At 60.8% G+C, this 23,268-nt stretch carries 19 protein-coding genes; 5 read left to right on the top strand and 14 right to left on the bottom strand.

The genetic code is table 11. From position 1 onward, the window contains the following. Window positions 1–38 precede the first annotated feature (38 nt). Entirely contained in the window at window positions 39–2,192 is a 2,154-nt protein-coding gene (locus tag EA472_RS15120) for a PAS domain S-box protein (RefSeq protein WP_124192353.1), read from the bottom strand. A gap of 856 nt (window positions 2,193–3,048) precedes the next feature. On the opposite strand from EA472_RS15120, the gene rdfA reads away from it, so the two are divergent. Together rdfA and EA472_RS15110 are read left to right on the top strand one after the other, a co-directional pair. After that, a complete protein-coding gene (gene rdfA, locus EA472_RS15115; RefSeq protein ID WP_124192352.1) occupies window positions 3,049–3,669 on the top strand; it encodes a rod-determining factor RdfA in 621 nt (206 codons plus the stop codon). Window positions 3,670–3,851: 182 nt separating this feature from the next. Beyond that, the gene (locus tag EA472_RS15110) at window positions 3,852–5,282 is read left to right on the top strand and encodes an amidase (protein ID WP_124192351.1); all 1,431 of its coding nucleotides are present in this window, start codon (window positions 3,852–3,854) and stop codon (window positions 5,280–5,282) included. 216 nt (window positions 5,283–5,498) lie between these two features. Here EA472_RS15110 and EA472_RS15105 read toward each other — a convergent pair whose 3' ends face one another. After that, on the bottom strand, window positions 5,499–6,980 hold the full coding sequence (locus EA472_RS15105; RefSeq protein WP_124192350.1) for a CoA-acylating methylmalonate-semialdehyde dehydrogenase: 1,482 nt from the start codon (window positions 6,978–6,980) through the stop codon (window positions 5,499–5,501). 175 nt (window positions 6,981–7,155) lie between these two features. Between EA472_RS15105 and EA472_RS15100 the strand changes: the two genes are divergently transcribed. Continuing rightward, window positions 7,156–8,502 (top strand): aminotransferase family protein, encoded by a 1,347-nt coding sequence (locus EA472_RS15100; RefSeq protein ID WP_124192349.1) that lies wholly within the window; start codon window positions 7,156–7,158, stop codon window positions 8,500–8,502. A gap of 95 nt (window positions 8,503–8,597) precedes the next feature. After that, window positions 8,598–9,092: an Lrp/AsnC family transcriptional regulator gene (locus EA472_RS15095; RefSeq protein WP_124192459.1), complete on the top strand. Its 495-nt coding sequence runs from the start codon at window positions 8,598–8,600 to the stop codon at window positions 9,090–9,092. A gap of 168 nt (window positions 9,093–9,260) precedes the next feature. On the opposite strand, the gene EA472_RS15090 is transcribed toward EA472_RS15095, so the two are convergent. The 7 genes from EA472_RS15090 to EA472_RS15060 all read right to left on the bottom strand — a co-directional run bounded on the left by EA472_RS15090 (window position 9,261) and on the right by EA472_RS15060 (window position 16,818). Beyond that, window positions 9,261–9,962 carry an ABC transporter ATP-binding protein gene (locus tag EA472_RS15090; RefSeq protein WP_124192348.1) on the bottom strand — a complete coding sequence of 234 codons (702 nt, stop codon included), beginning with the start codon at window positions 9,960–9,962 and terminating at the stop codon, window positions 9,261–9,263. Beyond that, entirely contained in the window at window positions 9,962–10,726 is a 765-nt protein-coding gene (locus EA472_RS15085) for an ABC transporter ATP-binding protein (RefSeq protein ID WP_124192347.1), read from the bottom strand. Before EA472_RS15085 ends, EA472_RS15090 begins: the two co-directional genes overlap by 1 nt. After that, window positions 10,723–11,859 (bottom strand): ABC transporter permease subunit, encoded by a 1,137-nt coding sequence (locus tag EA472_RS15080; RefSeq protein WP_124192346.1) that lies wholly within the window; start codon window positions 11,857–11,859, stop codon window positions 10,723–10,725. Before EA472_RS15080 ends, EA472_RS15085 begins: the two co-directional genes overlap by 4 nt. Before the next feature lie 23 nt (window positions 11,860–11,882). Further along, a complete protein-coding gene (locus tag EA472_RS15075) occupies window positions 11,883–12,743 on the bottom strand; it encodes an ABC transporter permease subunit (RefSeq protein WP_124192345.1) in 861 nt (286 codons plus the stop codon). A gap of 10 nt (window positions 12,744–12,753) precedes the next feature. Continuing rightward, window positions 12,754–14,106, bottom strand: coding sequence for an ABC transporter substrate-binding protein (locus EA472_RS15070; protein ID WP_124192344.1), 1,353 nt, complete (start codon window positions 14,104–14,106; stop codon window positions 12,754–12,756). Between the two features lie 441 nt (window positions 14,107–14,547). Further along, window positions 14,548–15,774, bottom strand: a complete 1,227-nt coding sequence (locus EA472_RS15065) for an HD domain-containing protein (protein WP_124192343.1) — start codon at window positions 15,772–15,774, stop codon at window positions 14,548–14,550. 213 nt (window positions 15,775–15,987) lie between these two features. Continuing rightward, window positions 15,988–16,818, bottom strand: a complete 831-nt coding sequence (locus EA472_RS15060) for an alpha/beta fold hydrolase (protein WP_124192342.1) — start codon at window positions 16,816–16,818, stop codon at window positions 15,988–15,990. Window positions 16,819–16,973: 155 nt separating this feature from the next. On the opposite strand from EA472_RS15060, the gene EA472_RS15055 reads away from it, so the two are divergent. Continuing rightward, window positions 16,974–17,222: a hypothetical protein gene (locus EA472_RS15055; RefSeq protein WP_124192341.1), complete on the top strand. Its 249-nt coding sequence runs from the start codon at window positions 16,974–16,976 to the stop codon at window positions 17,220–17,222. Between the two features lie 105 nt (window positions 17,223–17,327). Here the strand turns inward: EA472_RS15055 and EA472_RS15050 are convergent, their stop codons facing one another. The 5 genes from EA472_RS15050 to EA472_RS15030 all read right to left on the bottom strand — a co-directional run bounded on the left by EA472_RS15050 (window position 17,328) and on the right by EA472_RS15030 (window position 22,819). After that, window positions 17,328–18,512: a Gfo/Idh/MocA family protein gene (locus EA472_RS15050; protein ID WP_124192340.1), complete on the bottom strand. Its 1,185-nt coding sequence runs from the start codon at window positions 18,510–18,512 to the stop codon at window positions 17,328–17,330. Between the two features lie 71 nt (window positions 18,513–18,583). Further along, window positions 18,584–19,552, bottom strand: a complete 969-nt coding sequence (locus tag EA472_RS15045) for a sugar phosphate isomerase/epimerase family protein (RefSeq protein ID WP_124192339.1) — start codon at window positions 19,550–19,552, stop codon at window positions 18,584–18,586. 84 nt (window positions 19,553–19,636) lie between these two features. Further along, window positions 19,637–20,587, bottom strand: coding sequence for a carbohydrate kinase family protein (locus EA472_RS15040; protein ID WP_124192338.1), 951 nt, complete (start codon window positions 20,585–20,587; stop codon window positions 19,637–19,639). Window positions 20,588–20,741: 154 nt separating this feature from the next. Next, window positions 20,742–21,818, bottom strand: a complete 1,077-nt coding sequence (locus EA472_RS15035; RefSeq protein ID WP_124192337.1) for a methionine synthase — start codon at window positions 21,816–21,818, stop codon at window positions 20,742–20,744. Further along, complete coding sequence (locus EA472_RS15030) at window positions 21,815–22,819, bottom strand: 5-methyltetrahydropteroyltriglutamate--homocysteine methyltransferase (protein WP_124192336.1); 1,005 nt, start codon at window positions 22,817–22,819, stop codon at window positions 21,815–21,817. The genes EA472_RS15035 and EA472_RS15030 overlap by 4 nt, the downstream gene beginning before the upstream one ends. Window positions 22,820–23,268 lie beyond the last annotated feature (449 nt).

Raw genomic sequence — 23,268 nt, 5'->3', positions numbered from 1 at the left:
GGTTCGCGGCGCTCACCGAACGCCAGTAGTGCAACGAGCTACTGGTGGGACGTGTCCTCAACGTCGACGATCTCGAAGCGCGTTCCGCCGTCGATACCGGCGGTAACGGAAATCTCCCAGCCGTGACCGTCGACGATCCCCTTGACGATTCGCAGTCCAAACCCGGTCCCCCGTCGCGCTGTCGAGTACCCCGCCTCGAAGACGCGATCGCGTCTCTCCGGCGGAATCCCCGGTCCGTCGTCCTCGACGTAGAACCCTGGGCGATCGGACAGCGTCCCGACGCGAACCGTCACGGTCTCGCCGCCGTGTTCGACGGCGTTTCGAAACAGGTTCTCGAACAGCTGCAGGAGGCGGGTTTCGTCGGCGACGATCGATTCGTCGGTCATCTCCGTTTCGAGCGTCGCGTCGCCGGTCGCGACGTGATCCCACGCCCGCGAGACGACCGCGTCGAGTACGACCCGCGATCGGGCGCCGATCTCCCGCTCCTCGCGGGTCAACCAGAGCATACTGTCGATGATGCGTTCCATTCGCGAGAGCGAACTGGCGATCGCATCGAGATGCTCGCTCTCGTGGCGCTCTCGTGCCAGTTCCAGCCGCCCGGTCGCCACGTTCAACGGGTTCCGGAGATCGTGTGAGACGACGGACGCGAACTCCTCGAGTCGCCTGTTCTGTTCGTTCAGTTGCTGTTCGCGCTCTTTCCGATCGGTGACGTCCGTGATGAGACCCTCGACGAGGTCGTCGTCGACCCGTTGCCCCTGCTCCCACACCCAGCACGGTTCGCCGTCTTTCGTCCGGATTCGGTAGGTGAGTTCGAACGGACGCTCCCGCTCGACGGCCGATCGGACCTCCTCGTAGATCCGGTCTCGATCGTCGGGGTGGACGACGTCGTCGCCCCACGAGACGCCTTCTCGCAGTTCGTCGGTCGTGTACCCGGTTATCGACTCCGCCTGTCCGTGGACGAACTCGAAGGGCCAGGAAGAATCGATCTCCGCGCGGTAGACGATTCCCGGAAGATTCTCGATGAGCGTCCGGTAGCGTCGTTTCGCCCTGTACTGATCCGTGATATCCCGGCCGATCGCGACCGATCCCTCCACTCGACCGGATTCGTCCATTAACGCCTGCGAGTGCCACGAGATGAGTCGATTCTCGCCGCTTTTGGTTCGGATCGTGGTTTCGAACTCCTCGACCGCCTTCTCGTCGCGCAGGATACTGCCGACGTGCTCGAGGATGTCGTTTCGGTACTCCTCGTCGGGATAGAGCCGCTCCCAGATCTCGTCGTGTCCGACCACCTCCTCGGCGGAATAGCCGCTGATCTCCGCGGCAGCTTCGTTCCAGACGACGACGTTCCCCGAGTCGTCGAGAACGTTTATCCACACGTTCGCACTCTCGATGATGGCCTGTCGAAACTGATCGAGCTCCCTGAGTTCGACTTTCCGCTCTTTCTCGTCGGTAACGTCGCGGACGGTGCAGACGAGTTCGCCGTCCTCCGCCGAGGAGACGACGTGATCTTCGACGAACGTCGTTCCGTCCGAGCGCAGTCCCTGTGTTTCGCCGTGCCAGTACCCGGTTTCGCCCACTTCGGGAAGGATCGTCTCCCGCGCGAACTCGACTCCGTCCTCGGGGTACGTGATCTCCCAGGAGCGGCCGATCATCTCGTCCGGTTCGTAGCCGTACATCGACGCGTACGCATCGTTGACGAAGACGAACCGTCCGTCCTCGTCGAGAATGCTGATCCCCTCCCTGGCCGTCTGAATCGCGTCGAGCTGTCGTCGCTGCTGGCGCTGCGCCGTCGTCGTCTCGACCGCGTTCAGCACGCGGTTGGCCAGAATCGTGTACTGTTCGGTCCCCCCTTCCTTCTGGAGGTAGTCGGTGACGCCGTGTGAGATCGCTTCCGACGCGATCTCTTCGCTCCCTTTCCCCGTAAACAGGATGAACGGGAGACTCTCGTGATCCCGCCGGACGACCTCGAGGAACTCGAGGCCGTTCGTCTCGGGCATGTCGTAATCGCTGACGACGCAGTCGATCGGTCGCTCGCCGAGCAACTCGAGGCCCTCCTCGGCGCTGGTGGCCGTGATAACGTCGATTCGCTCCGCTTCTCGCTCGAGAAACGTCGCGGTTAGCTCAGCGAGGCTCTCGTCGTCGTCGACGTGCAACACGACGACGGGGGTTCGTGGATCGCGGACGCGAGTCACTGATTCTCTCTACACGTATTATCTCGTCTTCGTACGATAAACGTGCGGGTTCATCGGACGACGAACGCGCCGCCAGGGCCGACGGACACCGCCGGGGACTCTCCTTCCTCGAGTCCGCCCCTCCGTCCGACGCCGCTGCGTGTTTCGCGAGCGGGACTACGCTCGCACCCTTCGGGACCCTGGCGGCGACGACGCGGAACGGTCCTCGAGCGACTCGTCGACGCCGGAACGACGGCCGGCTTCGATCTCAACGATCCACCGAAGCGCCGGACGCTGGAAATCACCCGCGAGACGTACCGGGCGCTCTTTCCGCCCGCCGTGAAATCGGAGGCACGATTGCCCCACGCGACGAAGAGCGGATCGAACGGCCAGCGATCGAAACCGAGACGGTCGGTCCGATCGACACAGGAGGCGCGTTCGTCTGGGACGACCTCGTCTCCTCTTTCCGCGACTCGCTTCGCTACGGGGCTGTGACCGCCCCGGCGAAACGGACGATCGGAGGCGGCGTCGCGGTCGACACGTCCGACGAGGTTGAAACCGCCGCAAACGAGGAGGCCGACGGTATCTCCCGGCAGCCTCGAACGCCGTTGAATTGACAAAAGTGATGTTTTTAATATATGTGTTCAGTACCTTTGTGTTCACATAATCATATGATGTTTGACTATTCTTCACTGGCTGGCGATCCCGGCCGCTGGACGTCAGTTCCGGAGAACGCGATCCGCCGATTCGAGCGTCGCGACGCATCGCTCCGGCGATACCCTCTCGAATCGGCCGACGACGGATAATTACGGGCGTATTTTTGTAAAGGTTCGCCACTCCGGAACGTTTTTTACGCCGAACCGGCTATGCTGAGCCAGTGAGCGAATCTAGTACGGAAGAGGCCGGCGTGAGCTGCGGATGCAAGGTCGGACGCATCGGCAGTCGGTACGACCTCGACGGCCTCGACGACGAACTCGTCCGTTACTGGACGGATAGAACCGACGAACGATACAGCACGCGCGACCTCGCGGAGCACGTCAACCAGCGCGTCCTCCAGGCTGCACTCGACGACGCCGGTTTGCAGTACAAAGACGGCGAGATCGAAAACACCTACCGCTTGTTGACCGGCGAGGACGTCAGCAGCGGGACGCGCGTTCAGACGCGAAAGGAACTCGAGCGCGACTCGGTGCCGGTCGACGAGATCGAGGGTGATTTCGTCTCCCACCAGACCGTTTACAACCACCTGACGAACTGCCTCGAGGCGTCGCTCGACTCCCCCAGCGACGAGGAACGTCTCGAACGCAGCAGGGACAAACTCGGCGCGCTGCGCAACAGAACCGCCGCCGTTACGGAGGACACGGTCGCCCAGCTCGACCGAAACGACGTCCTGGACGTCGGCGAGTTCGACGTTCTGGTCAACGTCACGGTGACGTGCAAGGACTGCAGACAGCAGTACACGATCCGGGACCTCCTCGAGCAGGGCGGTTGTGAGTGTTAGTGCCGGCGGTACACAAAGTCGGCCGTCGTCATTCGTCGGGACGATCACGTTTCGGAATTAGTCTATTACCAAAGTATTATTTGATTTAGTCACTTGGGTCTTTTTCGAGGAATACGAGATCGAATGCGGAAACCTCACTATTATACTATTCAAAACCCGTTACTCTGCTAGTGTGCGTCGAAATGAGCATAGACGAAATAGCCACTCAGTTCGGAATCGAGCTGGCGGACGACCGGGCGAACGAACTGGAAGCAGAAGCCGAAGCGTTTCGGGAGACCCTCGACGTGTTCGAGCCTGCGGACCCGGATAACGAGTTGGCAAAAGGGATCACCACCGGAGCTGACGAGTACGACGCGTTCCGCTATCAGTTCGAGTACGAATCGGGAGACGGCCCCCTCCACGATCTCGAGGTCGCCGTGAAAGACAACATCGCCGTCGCGGGCGTGCCGATGCACTGTGGGTCCCGATCGATCGAGTTCACTCCGCCGTACAACGCGACGGCGACGGCGAAGTTGCTCGACGACGGAGCGACCATCGTCGGCACGACCAACATGGATAAATTGGCGTATTTCACGACCGGGGAGACGTGCGATTTCGGAGCCGCAGTCAACCCCGAAGCCGAAGGGTGCGTCGCTGGCGGTTCCTCTTCCGGCAGTGGAGCTGCGGTTGCGGCTGGACTCGTCGACGCGGCGCTCGGAACCGACACCGGCGGGAGCGTTCGAATCCCCGCATCGTTCTGTGGTACCGTCGGATTCAAGCCGACGTATCGTTCGGTGTCCCGGTTCGGATTCGTCGACCTCGCTCCGTCGTTCGATCACATCGGAACGCTCGCCGATTCCGTCGAAACGGCCGCTCGCGTCGTCGACAGCATGACCGGCGTCGACGTCAACGATCCCTCGACGTACGCGCGGTCGTCGGGCCCGTCCGTCGCTGACGGCGTCGGAAAATCCGTATCCGAACTGAACGTCGGTCTCGTCGCGGAAGCGTTCGATCTGTCGACGGCACCCGTCGCCGAAACGGTGCGCAACGCAGCGGAGAAACTGAGCGAACACGGATGCACGGTCGATTCCGTCTCCGTTCCGGGCTATTCGGAGATCATCTACGCGCTGACCACCATCGAAAGCTGCGAGTTCGCGACGCTGCTTTTGAACAACGGTCACGTCTACGGTGCCGGAACGGGGTACAGCGAAGGGTGGCGACGAGTCGTCTCGGAGTTCGTTTCAAGCGGTGATTACGGCGAACATCTCGCGAAGAGTCTCGTCATCAACGCACAGCTGTTGAACGCGACCGAGGGAAAACAGTACGTCGCCGCACAGAACGCTCGTCGCGATTTCGTCCGAACGATCCGATCGCTGTTCGAAACCTACGACGCGTTGATCACCCCGACGACGCCGACGCCGGCACCCGAACTCGGCGATGTCGACACCATCGACGACCTCCTCGAGACGGAAGCAAACACCGGACCGTTCAATCTCACCGGCCATCCCGCCATTTCGATTCCGGCCGGCCGGGTGGGCGGACGTCCGATCGGTTTGCAGGTCGTCGCCGGGTGGAACGACGATCCGATCGCAGCCCGAATCGGATCCGCGATCGAGCGGATCTCCACGCCGTAAATCGTTTCGAGTGTGATCGCCGACAGCACTCGCTGCCCCTTCTCACGGTACGGTCGTCGACGTTCGTCTCGTTTTCCGTCGCGACCACGTTTACGCGTCGTCTTCGAGAATCGTCGATCGGAACCGTGGTGGTGGCGATGTTCTGGAACCGTTCGTCGGCGTCGAAGGACCGGTCAACTCATCGGCTACGATCGGTTCTGCCGGTCGATGTCCTGCCTAGGCGTCAGGCCAGCGTTCGATGTAGATCGCTTTGTCCGTGTAGAACTGGATCATATCCTCGCCCTGGGCGTGCAGGTCGCCGAAGAACGAATCCTTCCAGCCGCCGAAGTGGAAAAACGCCATCGGTGCCGACGTCCCCACGTTGACTCCGATGTTTCCGATCTCGGCGTCGTGGCGAAAGCGCCGGGCGTCGGCTCCCCGTCCGGTGAAGAGGCTGGCCGCGTTGCCGAAGCGACTCCCGTTCATGCGTTCGATCGCGTCCTCGAGCGAGGGAACCGAGTCGAGCGCGAGCACGGGCCCGAAGATCTCCTCCCGTGAGATCACCATGTCCTCGGCGACGTCGCCGAAGACGGTCGGACCGAGGAAGTTACCGTCTTCGTATCCCTCGACGGTCACGTCGCGACCGTCTCGAAGCACCGTCGCGCCTTCCTCGACGCCGGTTTGAACGTAGTTTCGAACCGTGGCCTCGTGATCTTCGCTGATGAGCGAGCCGATGTCGGTTTCCTCGTCCAACCCGTAACCGACGATCTGTTCGTCGGCCTTCGCAACGACGAGTTCGCTGAATTCGTCGTACACCGATTCTTCGATCAGGACCACGTCGTTCGCGAGACAGCGCTCTCCGGCGCAAGCACACGCAGAGGAGACAGTCTGTTCGGCGGCGAACTCGAGGTCGGCGGTCTCGGTCACGATGATGTGGTTTTTCGCACCGCCCTGAGCCTGTACGCGTTTCCCATTTGCAGCGGCGCGTTCGTACACGAGCTTCGCGATCGGCGTCGAACCAACGAACGAGATTCCTTCGACACCCTCGTGATCCAACAGCGCGTTGACGGTATCCTTTCCGCCGTTGACCAGCTGAACGACGCCGTCGGGAAAGCCCGCTTCGTCGATCAGTTCGAACAGTCGCTGTGGGACCAGTGGATCCTGCTCGCTCGGTTTGAGGATGAAACTGTTGCCAGTCGCAACCGCGTACGGGAGAAACCACAGCGGAATCATGCCCGGGAAATTAAACGGCGTGATAGCCGCGAACGCACCCAACGGTTTTCGGACGGCGCTCTCGTCGATGTCCGGGGCTGCGTTCAACAGCGTCCCGCTTTGCATCATCGACGGAATTCCACAGGCGACCTCGACGTTCTCGATTCCGCGTCGGAGCTCACCGAGCGCTTCGGCTTTCGTTTTACCGTGATCCCGAACGAGGAGCTCCGCGAGTTCGTCGTGGTGCTCCTCGAGCAACGATTTCAGTCGAAACAGCGGTTGGATTCGTTCTTCGACGGGTAACTCCGACCACTCACGGAACGCCTCGTTCGCAGTACGAACGGCGTCGTCGACGTCCTCGCCGGAACTGAACGGAACCGTCGCCAACTCCTCACCAGTCGCGGGGTTGATCGTCGATAGTTCTTCGCCGCCGTCCGGGGTGGTCCACTCTCCACCGACGTAGTTTCGAACCGTACCTGTTCGACCAAGTGACGCTAGCTCGACCATACGAGGAGTATTACCACGGTGGAAATAAAGGCTTCGAACTGAGAGTATATTTTACAACAGTTAACCGAGTAGGCCAAATAATATTCTATTAAGCCTGTTCCATCCAGGATCTATAACGTGAAAAAACCTATTTCGGGAAAGATTAATGAATGGTGAATTCGAAGATCAGGGAAGGATGCCAGACGAACTGTCACAGGAGGAAACTGGCGACGGACGAACCGACGTCGAACGGCTCGACAAGGAGTACGTATTCGGAACCTGGTCGTATCAAAGCGAAGTTGAGCCGACCGAAGTCACGGGAGCCGGCGGCGTCCGCTTTCGAGATGCACGCGGTAACGAGTGGATCGATTTTTCAGCACAGTTGATGTGTTCGAACCTCGGTCATTCTGCCGATGCCGTCGCGGACGCAATCGCCGAGCAAGCGCGGGACGGTGCGTACTTCGCCCCCGGCTACGCAACGGAGGCGCGCGCTAAGCTAGGGGAAAAACTCGCCGAAGTAACGCCTGGTGACCTCTCGAGGACGTTCTTTTCGACGAGCGGAACCGAAGCCGTCGAAGCCGCGATCAAAATCGCTCGAATGTACACCGGAAAACAAAAGATCGTCTCCAGATACCGCTCGTATCACGGTGCGACCTACGGTTCGATCAGCGTAACCGGAGACCCGCGACGGCTGAAAGCCGAACCGGGCATCCCGGGGACCATCAAAGCCCCCGATCCATACGCGTACGGTTCCACGCTGGATCCGATGGAGAGCCTCGAGTACATCGACGAGATGCTCATGCTCGAGGGGGATACCGTCGCGGCGGTACTCGTCGAGCCGATCGTCGGCTCCAACGGCATCCTCGTCCCGCCCAGAGAGTACCTTCCCCGACTCAAAGAGATCGCTCACGACCACGATGCGTTGCTCATCTGCGACGAGGTGATGGCCGGCTTCGGCCGAGCGGGCGAGTGGTTCGGATGTGACGTCTTCGACGTCAAGCCTGACATCATGACGATGGCGAAAGGCCTCTCGAGCGCGTACGCGCCGTTGGGTGCAACGATCGTCACACCCGAGATCGCAAATCACTTCGAGGACGAAATGTTCTGTCACGGCCACACGTACGCGGGTCATCCCGTCTCGTGCGCTGCAGGGCTCGCCGCGATCGAAACCTATCAGGAGGAAAACCTCATCGAACACGCACGCGAGGTCGGTTCGTATCTCGGAGATCGCCTCGACGAGCTTGCCGCGGATCATCCGAGCGTCGGCGACACTCGCGGCGTCGGTCTCTTCCGCGGAATCGAGTTGACGAAACGCGAAGGCGAGCGGGTTCCGTTTGGATCCCGGTTGGACAAGATCTCCAGGGGGAATACCATCGTCGACGACGTCACGGCCGCAGCTGCCGACGGTGGCGTCTACGTTGCGAGCATGATCAACACACTGATCATCGCACCGCCGCTTCCGATCACCGAATCGGATATCGACGAAGCAATCTCCGTCCTCGACGACGCACTCGAGGTTTCGGACGAAGCGATGGACCAGTAAGCAAACCTCGCTACTGACAGCACGTCGTGAGCGTCTTCCCGGTCGGGAAAAGGCAGAAATACTTAACTGTCTTCTTAGTAGCTAGAGAGAACAATATGGATGTAGATCTCGACGAGACGGATATCGAAATTCTCAGGCAGCTCGAGGAATCGTCGGAGAAAAACTTGGAGGATCTGTCAAAAGAACTCGACCTTTCGAAATCGGCGATCCACTACCGGGTGAAAAAGTTAAAAGAGAGCGAGATAATCACGAAAATTTCCGCGGATATCGATCCTCGTGTGCTCGATCTGAACATGCTTCTGTTCACCGACGTTACGGTCTCACACGAGAGTGGATACGCAAAGGACATCGGTGAAACGTTATCGGCCATCGATGGCGTCAACGAAGTGTACTACATGATGGGAGACGTCGATTTCATCGTCATTTCCCGCGTTCAGAATCACGATCAGATGCAGTCGCTCATCGACAACATCGTCGAGATCGATGGCGTCAACGAAACGTCGTCGCGGTTCGTCATCAAAGAGATCAAAACGGGAAACAGCATTCTCGCAGACATGTCCGAGGAGATGGTCGAAGAAATACTCGACTGATGATCGCGGTTTTCGGGTGAGCATCGATTAGGGACGTCCGCATTGCCGAACTGGTCCACCGCGATTCGATTCTGAGAAGTCGATGGATACGACGAGTGAACTACCCACCCTACTCGCTCACCGCTGACGCGGTTCGCTCCTCGAGGACGAAGGCGTAGCCTGCAAAAGTTAAATGGTCAGATGCTGCTGGATGACGTCCGAATCGTCGAGTTCATCGGGGCCCAACTCGTCGACGATACTCCCTTTTTCCATTACGTAACACCGCTCGGTCGTATTGATCGTGAAGTCGATATTTTGTTCAGTGAAAAAGATCGTCATCCCGAGATCGTCGTTGATCTCCTTGAGAATGGTACCGATCTGCTCGACGATGTTCGGCTGGACACCCTCGGATAGCTCATCGAGGAGGAGGAGTTTCGGATTACCGACGAGCGCACGCCCAATCGCGAGCATCTGCTGTTCGCCACCGCTCATCGTTCCGGCCTTCTGGGTCGTTCGCTCTTTCAACCGGGGAAAGTACTCGTAGACTTCGTCGTAGAGGGGGTCGGCGTGATTTTCATTGATCATCGTCCCGGTACGGAGGTTTTCCTCGACCGTCAGGCGCGGAAAGATCTCCCTGCCCTGTGGAACGTACCCGATACCGGCTTTCGCGCGCCGATCAGGCGGCAATTCCGTGATACATTCGCCCTCGAATTCGATCTCGCCGCTCGACGGTTCGACGAGACCGATAAGTGTTTTGATAAGCGTCGATTTTCCGACGCCGTTGCGTCCGATCAGCGAGACGATCTCCTGATCCCCGATTTCGATCGATACGTCGTGTAATACCGGCGTCTGTCCGTACCCAGAATCGAGATTCATCGTCGAAAGTACCATTAGTCTCCCTCCACGCTTTTACCGAGATATATTTTTTTGACCCCCTCGTGGGTAACGATCTCTTCGACGCTTCCTTCTGCAAAAATTTGTCCGTTGTGCATGACAGTGACCATGTCTGAGATTCCTCTGACGAAGTTGATGTCGTGTTCGACGATCAGTACCGTCACGTCTTCGTCGATGAGATCCCGGACCAACCCAGCGGTTTTCTCCGTTTCGTCGATCGTCATCCCGGCGGTTGGCTCGTCTAGCAGTAACAACTCGGGTTCGACCCCCATCGTCATCGCGATCTCGAGCCACTGTTGTTCGCCGTGAGAGAGATTCGTCACGGGCATCGACCGCTTGTCGGTTAACTCGACTAACTCGAGCAGTTCGTCGATGTGCTCGTCTAACTGATCTCCGTCGGTGTAGAGCTGGGTCGGAATTCGGAGATTCTGTTCGACCGTCAGGTCTTGATACGTGCTTAACTTTTGGAATTTAAAGCTTATCCCGCTTTTGGCGCGTATGTGTGGGTGAGACGAGGTTATATCCTCTCCTTTGTAGTAGATCGTCCCGTCGGTAGGCGTATGAAATCCTGTAAGCAGTTTCAGGAACGTGCTTTTTCCCGCACCGTTGGGTCCGATGAGACAGCGTATCTGTCCCTTTGGAAGTCGAAAGTCCACGTCGTTGACGGCGGTCAGTCCGCCGAATCGTTTGGTTAGTCCACTGGCGCTCAGAAGTGCTTCGTTCGTCTTCGGTCCGTCGTTCGTACCCTGTTTTGATCTCATGAATTACCCTCTTGGACGCTACCCGATTGTTTTCGAGTGGTCGACCACGCGACCCACCGGTCGCGTAGCGCAGGAACGATTCCACTGGGGAAAAAGAGGATCACGAGGATGAACAGGATGCCGAGGAAGATAAATGAGTAACCGGTCCCCATCGCACCCAGTTCGTTCGACGTGTACTGGAGCAGGTAGGCGGCGATACCGGAGCCAAGTAGCGTGCCGCGGCCACCGACGGTTACCCAGATGATCGGTAAGGATGCCGAAACGAGGCCGAACATCGTCGGATCGATAAACCCGCTCCAGGAGACGTAGAGGACTCCGGCCAAGCCACCTAACGCCGCTCCGGCGCTGAAGAGTGCAGTTTTCAACTTTCGGATATCGTATCCGAACATTTGAGTTCGCCGTTCGTCCTCGCGTATCGCGATCATCACGTACCCGTAGTACGAGTTGACCGTGTATCGCAAGCCAAGATATACAGCGATCATCAGAGCCAGTACCAGATAGTATTCGGAGACGGGTGTGAGATCGAATGAGAACGCGACTACGTCCAGCTCGAGCGTCGGTATGCCCGACATTCCGTTGAGTCCGCCAAGCTGGGCATCGCCGATCGTCGTTCCAGACGTTCTGGTCAGTAATAGATTGAACATTAGCGTGACGACGAGGGTGATGATAGCGACGTACAGCCCGCTGACCTGTCCGTAGAACATAAAGTATCCGAGTGCTGCCATCACCACTGCCGGGAGTACGACACCGATCAGAAGCGCGAGAACGGTGCCTCCGATCATCTCCGTCAAGTTAATCGCAACGACGCCGTAGGCGTAGCCACCCAGTCCGAACGTCGCCATCTGACCGAAATTAAAGATACCCGAATACCCCCAGACGATGGAGAGACTCAGTGCGAGAATAACCCAGATGAAGAAGCTCGTATTCGTCTTCAATACGAACGTATTAACTATCATCGGATACACCAACAATATCGCAAAAATACCCCAGAAAACCGCCCAGAACGTTCGATTGTTTCCGATAGTGTTTGGCCCTTCAAAACGAGCGTGAAACTCGTCAAATCGGTCCAGAAGGTGACTGAACCAGTGGTGTGGGTTCGACGATTCCTCAGTAGCGTGCTCAGATTCGTCCATTGTTCGTATGTAGCATGTGGTGTTCACTCTACGACGCCAGTGAGTCCTTCCGGTAGCACTCTGATGAGCAGTACCGTCGTTATCAGCAGCGCCAGATATCCGCCGAGCGTGCCGAACAGCATCGATGCGGGTGCCTGGATTATTCCCAACGATAGCGCGGCGAGGGAGGTTCCGACGATGACGTTTGCTCCTCCGACGATTACGGTCACGAACGCTTCGACGAGTACGTTGGTTCCCATATCGGGAGTGAGCGAAACCGTTGGAGCGATGAGCCCTCCGGCGATTCCGGACAACACGGATCCGAAGAAAAACGTCTTCATGTACACCCGTTTCGTCGGGATACCGAGACACTGTGCCATCTCTTTGTTTTGCATTGCGGCGCGCGAGTGCAAGCCGTAACGCGTGTACATGAAGATTGCGTACGTGCTCGCAAAGAGGACGATCGCTGCACCGGCAAGCGCGATACGGTACGTCGAGGCGCTGAATGCACCGTACTGTATCGACCCTAACGGAGTGTGGATACCGGCGAACGTTCCGCCAAACTGGATTCGGACCAGTTGGATGACGATCAGGCTCACTCCCCAGGTTGCGACGAGCGTCTCGATCAACCGATCGTACAGGTGCTGGATTATCAGTCGCTCGACGATGAGCCCGAAAATTCCAGCTGCAAGACCGCCGACGAAGATCGCAAGGAGCAATGGAAACCCGGCGTGATATCCCATAGCCGTCGTGTACGCCCCGACGAGAATGAACTCCCCGTGGGCGAAGTTGATAATACCCATGATTCCGAATATCACGGCCAGACCCAGCGCTATCAGCGCCAGTTTCCCGAAGTGAGACAGCGCTAATATCAGAAATCCGAATAGGCTCTCGATGAGGGACATTGCTAGCTTCTCACTCGGTTAGGTCCCCTTCCTCGGGAATGTATTGCTCAGTGATCGGATCGTCCCAGGTGCTTTCACTGGCAAGTTGACACTCGCTTGCGAACCAGTCGCTCGTTCCGACCTGTTCCGAGATCGGTTCGTCGGTCGGATTTCCGTCCACGTCCAAGAACTGCACCTCGTGACTCTCGTCGACGTGAGCGAGCCACATGTCCTGCGTTGCGTGGTGGGTTTCCGGGTCCATAGCAACCGTCCCCGACGGAGCTTCGACGGAGATGTCTCCACTTTCGTAGGCGGCCGCGACTTCCTCCTGATCGACCGTTCCTGCGAGTTCGACGGCTTCCCAGTAGAGTTGCAACGCCGTGTAGGCGTCGACGATCGACAGGAAAACGTAGTCGAAATCGGGATACTCCGATTTGAACTTCTCGACGAACTCCTGGTTTCGTTCCGTGGGTATCTCCTCGAAGTACGAGAAACAGGAGTACGTGTCCGTCATCACGGGCGGTTCGAACGTCTTGTGTTCGTACGTCCCGGCGATGTTGGACATCGAACCGTACGGAACGTCGAGCCCTGCAGCCTCGGCCTGCTCGAAGAAGCTGGCCTGCGGTGCGCCGATCGTCAGGCTCAGAATCCAGTCCGGATCAGCCTGCTGTATGTCGTTAATCGTTGATCCGAACTCGTCGACACCCAATGGAACGAACTCTTCGCCGACCGGTTGACCGCCGTACTCTTCCGCGTAGAACCGTGCGTACTGGTTGCTGATCGTCCCGTAGTTGTAATCGGCAACGATCGCGTAGTAATCAGGCCCAAAATTATCGATCATGAACTCGATCATCGGCCGTTGTTGAGACGAAAGCGTCGTATTGATGAACGTAAACTGATCGCAGACGCCGCCCTCGTACCAGTCGTTGTAACTGTACAGCTGTTTGTTCTCGTTTACTATCGGACGCATCGCCTCGCGATTCGAACTGAGAAGTGCTCCGAAGAGCATGTCCACCTCGTCTTCCTGAATGATCCTCCGGGTGAGATTTTGGTACTGGGTGTTGTCACCGGCAGGATCGTACGAGATCAGTTCGACTTCGCGACCGAGCAGTTCGTAGTCCTGTTCCTCGAGAAACATCTCGGTCACGGCGTCTTTGCCTTCGCCGGTAAAGCCCAGTTCGCCACTGTTATCGTAGAGCGTGCCGATCCTGATCGTCTCATCGTCCGATCCGAGCGAACCAATGCAGCCCGCTAGCGCGGAGAGACCCGCAGCACTACCCAGTCCGCCAGCTGCTTTGAGGAATCGTCGTCGTGAATTCTTCCCGCTACCGTGGGCGTTCGGGGTCGTCTGTCCAGATCGATCAGTGGATTTGCGTGCACCCATGCTTATGTGTAACTGTGCTCATTCCATATGTATGTTTGTATCGAGTGCAACTATTCCACCTAATATTGAAAAAATTTGCCCTGGTGCGAGTATAGAGGAGAAAATTTACTAATATACAATTGTTACGAGTACATACTCCAGAATATATTTCAATATTGCTATATAGTCACTTTCATTCGGTTTCGATTGACTAGTGGCAAGTAATCCGGAAATCAGATCATCATCTATTGCATCAAACTTCGCTTAATTGTTGTTTCCGCAGCTAATCACCTCGAAAACCTTCGGACGAAAGTGTGGCGTTATTTGCTCGAAGCGAGCGCCGGTCAGTTTCCGATCGCCCGCTCTCACCTCCGGTCCGCATCTGCGGCCGGCCGTGTCAAGAGGTGTGGAGGTGAAGAATCGATACTCTCTCGACAGCATCCACTGATTGAACCACGGAGGCTACTCGAGAAACTGATCGAGCGTCGCATCGAGGCCGTCGCGAACCTCGCTGACCAACGCGCCGTCGATGTCCAGACCGAGCACCGAGACCGCAGACCGCCCGACCGCCTCGAGCATCCCCGGCGGTGAGTAGACGCCGAGTCGCCACTGCGAGTACTGTGCCGCACGAAGCGCCCCGACGAGCGGCGACTGCTGTTCGAGTCGTCGCACGTCGCCGTTGACCACGACGCGGGAGGTGGACTCCGTCATCGACGGTCGCCTCGGCACGTCGAGGATCACGCACTCCGGATCGACGCCGGCGTCCGTCGCGATCTCGCGTTCGAACTCCCGGATCGTCTCGTGGTCGGATTCGATGATTCCGCCCGGAACGTCGTCGATTTCCGCCCAGACGGCGCGCTTGAACAGATCCCGGTGATCGAGCCGGCGGGAAAACTCGGTCGTCTCTTCGGTCGACCGCAGTCGCGCGATCAGGTCCGCATCGTCCATGCGCTGGAGCGTGTGTGCGTCGACGTCGGTCGACTCGAGGAGCCGCTCTGTCGCCCGTCGGAGCATCGCTTTGCTGATGCGGGCGACGCTGTGGCTGTAGACCGTCGGATTCATCAGCGCCCGCGCGACGAGCAGACTCTCGGCCGACTGGACGTTCCCCTCCGCGAGGGCGAGTTCCCCGTCGACGAACGTTAGCTCCCGGACGAGACGCCCGTGATCGATCGTTCCGTACGGCACGCCGGTGTGGTGTGCGTCCCGAACGAGGTAATCCATGCGGTCGACGTCGAGTTCCCCGGAGACGATCTGGCCGAACCGGCCCTCTCCGGCGACGAGATCCGCGATCGTCTCCGGCTCGAGGTCGTGATCGCGAAGCACGGCTCCGACCTCGCCGTCCGCCAGGAGGTCGTGAACGTCGTCGTGATACCGTCCCGTCCGGCGGTGGGTCAGTGCCTCGAGGTTGTGACTGAACGGCCCGTGTCCGACGTCGTGGAGCAACGCGGCCGCTTCGACGCGGTCCGCGCGTTTTCCCTCGACACCGAGCCCCTCGAGGGCCTCGCAGGCCAGGTGATAGACGCCGAGACTGTGCTCGAAGCGGGTGTGGTTGGCCGACGGATACACGAGCGAGACGGTGCCGAGCTGGTTGATCCGCCGGAGGCGCTGGAGTTCGGGCGTATCGAGGAGGTCGCGCGCGACGCCGTCGATCTGAATGTGGTCGTGCACGCTGTCCTTGATGACTTTCATCGTCGACGGTTCGGCCGGTTCGTACAAAAACGGTAGTGGACGTTCACGCGGCGAAACGCCGCATCGGATCACTCGAAAACCGGTACCGACTTCCTGACCGCGTTCGAACGTCCGGCATGGTTCCGATACGGCTCATGACGATCGCACTGTTCGTGATCGTCGTCCTCTGTCTGATCGCGCTGCTGTACATCTCGACGCAGTGGGAAGCGTGAGCTACCGCGTCGGTGCGTGCAGGTCGAGGAACTCGAGGAGAACGCGGTTGAACGCCTCCGGATTGTCCTGATTCGCGTTGTGCCCGGCGTTCGGAATCACCTCGTACCGACAGTTCGGCACCCGGTCGGCCCACGACGGGGCGTCCCTCGCGATGGTCCCGGTCGCGTCGTGCTCGCCGTGTACCAGCAACAGCGGACGATCGATGACGTATCCGGGCTCCGCGTGAAGGGCGGTCGCGACCGCCTTCCAGACCGCGACGAACTCGCGTTTCGATAGCTGACAGGTCGCTGCGTGGGCGTAGCGTTTTGCGGACTCCGTCTCGGCGGTCCGGTCGGCGACGAGCCGTCGAAGATGTCGGTCCGGCCAGATCCGAAACAGAGACGGGGAGAGCCGAAGCGCGACGTATTCGAGTCTCGAGGGCAGTTGGGTGAGATCGGTCGCGCCGACCACGCAGATGGCCGTCACCCGATCGGGATACCGAAACAGGAGCTCCTGGGAGACGTATCCGCCGAACGACTGGCCGACGACGACGACCTCGGACGCTTCGAGTCGGTCGAGAATCGCGATCAGATCCTCGACGACGACGGGGACGCGACACGCCGATCCGATCGGTTTCGAATAACCGTGACCGCGAACGTCCCAGCCCAGCACGCGGTACCCCGCTTCGAGCAGCGCACCGAGTTGTGCGTCGAACAGCCGGTGGTCCATCGACGCGCCGTGGGTCAGTACGACCAGCGGGGCGTCGTTCGGGCCGCACACCCAGTAGTGCAACAACGAACCGCGTCTCGTGAGGGTCTTCGGTTTTCCCCAGTACCTCGCGTCGCAGGTCATGCGTCGACATTCACGTCGACCGAGATGTAATTTCCTCGCAAGTGCGGCCGGTCGTTTCGTTCCGGCGAGAACGCCAGTTCCGCGCCACACCGGTATAAAAGCGCCCGTCACCTGACGCGAGGGCGCTTACCCCGTTCGCGTCCGTGTCGTCCGACATGACCGAACTCACGATCCCCCAGGACGCCGACGGCACGCGCGCGGCGGAACTCGTCCAGGAGCACGTCGACGTCGGTGACAGAGTCGAGATTCGCGAAGCCGAGCGCACCGGCAGCGGCGACCCGGAGATCACCGGCGAAGTCACCGGTATCGAGCCCGGGTACCTCGAACTCGACGGACAGCCGCTCTCCGAGGGAAGCGTTCGCTACGACGAGATTCACACCGTCGTCAGGCTCGAGTCGTCCTGACCGGCGAGTCGCTCACACGGCCCCCGTCCGTCATCGCCCGTGTAACCGGATCCGTGCAACTGGACTCCTCTACGGGTGCACGGAACGTCGGGACGGCGATCCGCCTCACTCCGTTTCGACCCACTCGCCACGTTCGTCGCTCTCCTCGATCGCCGCGAGGACGCGCTGGGCGGCGAGTCCGTCCTCGAAGTTCGGCCGAAATCGGCCGTCCTCGCGGTCGCCGGCGACGGCGCGCAGGAACTCGTAGTTCTCGTGGACGAACGTGTGCTCCCAGCCGAGCACGTGACCGGGCGGCCACCAGCGATCGACGTAAGGATCGTCCTCGTCGGTGACCAGGATCGTCTCGTAGCCCCGGTCGTCGCCCCGGAGCACCTCGAGTTCGTTCAACCGCTCGAGCGAGAACCGCAGGCTCCCCTCGGAGCCGTGTATCTCGATCGCGTGATCGTTTTTGTGTCCCGCCGCGAACCGGGAGGCCTCGAGCGTCCCCATCGCGCCGCTCTCGAACGCGATCTGTGCGGAGTACGCGTCGTCGACGGTGACGGGACGCCTCTCGTCGCGCTCGACGGATCCGTCGTCTTCGTCCTCTCGAGGCTCCGCTGAACCCTCGCTCCCCTCCACCGGCCGCTCCTCGACGAACGTCCGGAGCTGGCCGCTGACGCGGTCGATCCCGCCGGCCAGATCGTCGCTTCCGACCAGAAACCGGACGAGATCCACCGTGTGAGAACCCAGGTCGCCGAGCGCGCCGGAGCCGGCGAGTTGCTCGTCGTTGCGCCAGGACCACGGCGCGTCGGGATCGACCAGCCAGTCCTGCAGGTACCGTCCGCGGACGTGGTGAACCTCGCCGAGTTCGCCCGCCTCGAGCAGTCCCTTCGCGTACCGGATCGCGGGGACGAAACGGTAGTTGAACGCACAGCCCGCGGGAACGTCGTCGCCGGCCTCGCGAGACGCCTCGACCATCCGTTCCGCCTCCTCGAGCGTCGGCGCGAGCGGCTTCTCGCAGAACACCGGCGTCCCCGCCTCGAGGGCGGCGATCGACGGCTCGGCGTGGACGTGGTTCGGCCCGAGGTTGTAGAAGACGTCGACGTCGTCGACGACCGCCTCCCAGTCTGTCGAGATCGAATCGAACCCGAGGCGGTCGGCCGCATCCGACAGCGCGCCCTCGTCGCGACCGACGAGCACGCTCCGCTCTACGTCCGGCGCGTCCGGAAAGAACATCGGCAGCCGCGCCATCGCGTTCGCATGCGCCTTTCCCATGAACCGGTAGCCGAGAACGCCGACTGACAGCGTCATACGTAGACACTCCCAACAGCGACCGACATAGTACCACGGGGAGCAGGCGCGAACGCGACCGCCGACGGCGGTCACTCCGCCCAGTACGCCTCGCCCGGTTCGGTCCGGAACACCGCCCGCTCGAGCAGTTCGATTGCCTTCTCGAGGCCCTCCCGCGAACTCGTCAGCGAGTCCTCGTGTTCGATGCTCAGGACGTCGTCGTAGCCGACCATCCGGAGCGTCGAGACGATCTCCTTCCAGTGAGACTCGTCGTGGCCGTAGCCGACCGATCGGAACAGCCACGACCGGTTCGGCTCGTCGTCGTAGGCGGTCGTGTCGAGGACGCCCTTCAGCCGGGCCTGTTCGTCGTACATCCGGGTGTCCTTGGCGTGAACGTGGTGGATCGCGTTTCGTTCGCCGAGAAACCGGATCGCGTCAGTGACGGAGATACCCTGCCAGTAGAGGTGTGACGGATCGAAGTTCGCGCCGACCCGCTCGTTGGTCTCCTCGCGCAGCCGTGCCATTCCGCTCGGCTCGTAGACCAGCATGTTGGGGTGCATCTCGATCGCGACGTCGACGTCGTGGTCAGCGGCGAACGCCGCGAGGTCGTTCCAGTACTCGAGGGCGATCTGCCACTGGTACTCGAGCGCCTCGGCGTGTTCGGGCGGCCAGGGTGCCGTGATCCAGTTGGGCACCTCGTCGTTCGGGCCGCCGGCCGGAAGCCCCGAAAAGCAGGTGACGATTCCGACCTCGAGCTGGGCGGCGAGTTCGATCGCTTCGCGGAGTTCGGTATCCGCGCGCTCGGCCCGATCGTCGTCGGGGTGAAGCGGGTTGTTGTGGGTCGCGAGCGCGCTGACCCGAACGTCGTAGGTCTCGAGCAACTCGCGGAGTTCGGCCTGAGCCGCTTCGTCGTCCAGGTACTCCCGGCGGACGAGGTGGTCGTCGCCGGGATGGCCGCCGACACCCGGTTCGACCGCGTCGACGCCGAGTTCCGAGAGGTACGCGAGCGCGCCTTCGAGCGATTCGTCCGCAAGCGGTGGCGTGTGGACACCGATCTCCATGGACCGGGTTACACGAGCCATCGACTAAGGGGTTCCTTCCGTCGGTTCGGCCGACGGTCAGGCGGGCGTGAACGCGGACCGGAGTCACTCGAGCATCGACTCGACGTCCCCGCTGTCGGGGAGTGCGGTCATCGCACCTGGTTCGGTCGTGGCGGCGGCTCCGACGGCGTTCGCGAACGCGAGGCTGTCCGAAAGGCTCCGACCGTCGAGGGCGGCCGCGATCGCGCCGGCGACGAAGCCGTCGCCCGCGCCCGTCGCGTCGACGACGTCGACCTCGTAGCCCGGGTGGGTCGCCTCCGTCGTCGACCACCGGCCGTCGGGGCTCGTCACGGCCAGCGCGCCCTCGGCCCCGCGGGTGACGAACGCGGTCTCCGGCCCCGCCCGCAGGGCGGCGCGTGCAGACGACTCGAGGCTGCCTTCCGTACAGCCGAGCGCCGCGAGCTCCTCGCCGGTCGTCTTCAGCACGTCGACGAACGCGAGCGCCTCGCGGGTCACGGATCGAAACGTCTCCCGGTCGGGCCACAGCTCGGGTCTGAAGTTCGGATCGAACGACGTCGTCGCGCCGGCCTCGCTCGCGCGCTCGAGCAGATCGAGCGTCGCCTCGCGCGAGGGGCCGCTCGCGAGCGTGACGCCGCCGGCGTGAACCCACTCGAGGTCGGCGAGCGTCGCGTCGTCGATCCGCCCAGGCTCGAGACGAGTGTCCGCGGTGTCGTCGCGGTAGAACGTGAACGTTCGGTCGCCTCGCTCGTCGTGTTCGACGAACGCGAGCGACGTCTTCGCGTTCGGATCGGTCTCGACGAACTTGTCGGACACGTCGTTCTCCTCAAGGGTGTCCCGGAGGTACCGCCCGAACGGATCGTCGCCGACGCGGGTCCAGAACAGCGGGACGTGCTCGAGGCGGGAAAGCCCAACGGCGACGTTAGCCGGCGCACCGCCCGGACGTCGCTCGAACCCGTCGACGGTCGCCGTCGGGCCGCGGCGCTGTGGAATGAAGTCGATCAGCGTCTCGCCAGCCACGAGGACGTCGAACCCCATACCGGCCGTTCACCTCCGAATCGATAATGCATTGTGGTCCCGGCGGAGGCCGTCTCGAGAATCGCTCGAGGCCGAACAGCCGTCGACGACGGACTCGAGCGCGTTTACGACTCTCCGTCGTCGGCGACTGAAAAACGTGGCGTCACGAGCGCGTCTAGTCGTCGGCGGGCGCTCTCGTCTCCCGGTCGACGTCGATCTCGCCTGCGTCGAGTTTCGCCTCGACGTTGCGGGCGGCCTCGACCATGTTGGCCATCTTGCCGTAGGCGACTTCGCGGGGAAGCAACTTCACGCCGCAGTCCGGCGAGAGCACGAGTTGCTCCGGCGGGACGACCTCGAGTCCCTTCAGAATGTTCCGTTCGATCTGCTCGACGGATTCGGCCTCGCCGACGTGGACGTCGGTGACGCCGAGCGCGAGGTCTTTCGTGAACTCGGGGTCTTTGAAGACGTCGAGTTGATCGTAGTCGCCGTTGGCGAGTTCGAGGTCGAACTCGTCGACGGGGAACTCGAGAATTTCGGGGTAGATCCTCGAGTAGTCACCGTAACAGACGTGGAGACCGATGCGGACCTCCTCGGGAATGTCGGCGACGATGTGTTCCAGGGCTTCCCCGACGATGGCGTGGTCGTCCGGCGTCGTCGCGAGCGCGGGTTCGTCGATCTGAATGTAGCGCGCGCCGGCGTCGACGAGCTTTTCGATCTCTTCGTTCACGAGGTCGGCGAGGTCGTAGGCGAGTTGCTCGTCGTCCTCGTAGGCCTCGTTGAACGACCAGCTCGCAAGCGTGTACGGGCCGGTGATCGGAACCTTGACAGGCCGGTCGGTCGCGCTCGCGGTGAACTCGTACTCGTCGACGAGCCAGGAGGCGGTGTACTCGACCTCCGAGACCACCGAAGGTTTATCGAAGTAGTTGTGACCCCAGACCTTGACAGGGCCGTTGAACTCGTAGCCCTCGATGCGGTGGGCGAAGAACTCGACCATCTCGTTGCGGCGCATCTCGCCGTCGACGACGACGTCCAGTCCCGCGCGCTCGTGTTCGTTCGTGATCAGGCGGGAGGCGTCGTCTTTGGCTTCCTGCCAGTCGTCTTCGTCGAACTCGTGGTCGGGATCCTGGTAGAGTTCCTTCGCGCGGTTAAGCCACTTCGGCTTGGGGTAGCTGCCGACGACGGTCGTCAGCAGGAAGTGATCGTTCTCGTGATCGTCCGGTCGGAACTGATCTTTGTTCTCGTTCGTGGTCATGCTGCTTTCACCTCCGCGAGTTCCGCGGCTTCCGCGATGACGGCGAGTTTCTCCTCGAACTTCGCGTACGGCAGGTAGAACGTCTCCGTGTTCGTCGTCAGGTAAACCGTCTCGAACTCCGAGACCGGCACCTGTTCGCTCACCCAGTCGACCCGGTCGCGGATCGCTTCCGGGTCCTCGACGAGCGTGCTCTGTCCGTCGGCGAGACCGAGCGAGACGTCGTCGGTCGCGCCGTACTCCTGAACGTTGTATAGGTTGTCCTCCTGGTTCGCGACGAAGTCGAAGCCGACCGCGTCGACGTCGGCGTCGAGCAGGTGGGCATAGACCTTCTCGGAAAGCGCGCCCCAGTAAGGCTGGACGACGACGTCGGCGTCGGTCGCGCTCGCGACGCGGTCGATCGCGCGGCTCGCGCGCTCGTCTTCGCCGTCACCCGGCGGGTTCTCGACGAGAGACGGCTCGAGCAGAAACAGCGTTTCGATCTCCGGAAACGCCTCGAGTTCACCCTCGAGGAACTCGGCGACGGCGGCGAGGAACTCCGCGTCGTCGCCGTAGTGTTCGTCGGTCGCGAGGTCGGCGAGCGAGTACGGGCCGGGAAGGACGGCCTGGAGCGCGCCGTCGTCGACGAGTTCGGCGGCGGACTCGAGTTCCGAGGCCACGTCACCGGAGAACGCGAGAGCGTCGCGGACGACGGGCTCGCGGTAGAAGTTGTTGTTGTCGTAGTAGCGAACGATACCGCGCGTCTCGACGGCGTCGTGGACGGCCAGCGGGTGTGCGAGCATGTCGTCCCAGCGAAGCTGTCCTTCGGCGACGCGCTCGAGGCCGGCCTCCCGCTGGAGTTCGATCACTTCCTCGCGGGCGTCCTCGTAGACGGCGGCGATCTCTTCGTCCTCGTCGCCGCTGATGAGGTCGTGTTTCTGGTGGCCTTTGAGGTCCGAGAGGTCGTCTTTCGCCCAGTCCGGGAGCGGAAAGAGCCCCGGGGTGGTCGAAACGTACTCAGTCATCGTGCGTCGAGCTAGGCTATACCGACGCTTAATATTTTCCATCCCGAATCATACACAGCAGTAATTCTTGCAGGTTTCGCAACGACACTCACATGCAATTTGTGTCCGGGACGTCGGGCTCTGCAAGCCCGTTCTTCAAATCACTACGATATACGCTCTTGATGCGCTGAGGCCTTAGCAGGCTTTCATCGCATCAAGAGCGTTTCTGCTTGTTGTGACCCATATCGGCTATCTCGCTGTACGCGCTTTACCTCTGAGGGTGTCATAGAACAGTTAGCATACCAAAGAGCAGGGTGAACGCTGAGGTGGAATGAGTTCAGCGACCCTGCAAGATGAGCCTTGGATAGACTGCTCTGTTGAATAGCGATCTAATCATCCGACATCACGGGTTAGAAGGACGAAGCCGAGGAAATCGAGCTTGGAATGGAGATCGATATCCTCGACTTCGT

The organism is Natrarchaeobius oligotrophus (assembly GCF_003841465.1).
Taxonomy (GTDB): Archaea; Halobacteriota; Halobacteria; order Halobacteriales; family Natrialbaceae; genus Natrarchaeobius; species Natrarchaeobius oligotrophus.
Note: the sequence above shows the minus strand (reverse complement) of the source record. Positions and strands in the feature narration are given on the sequence as shown.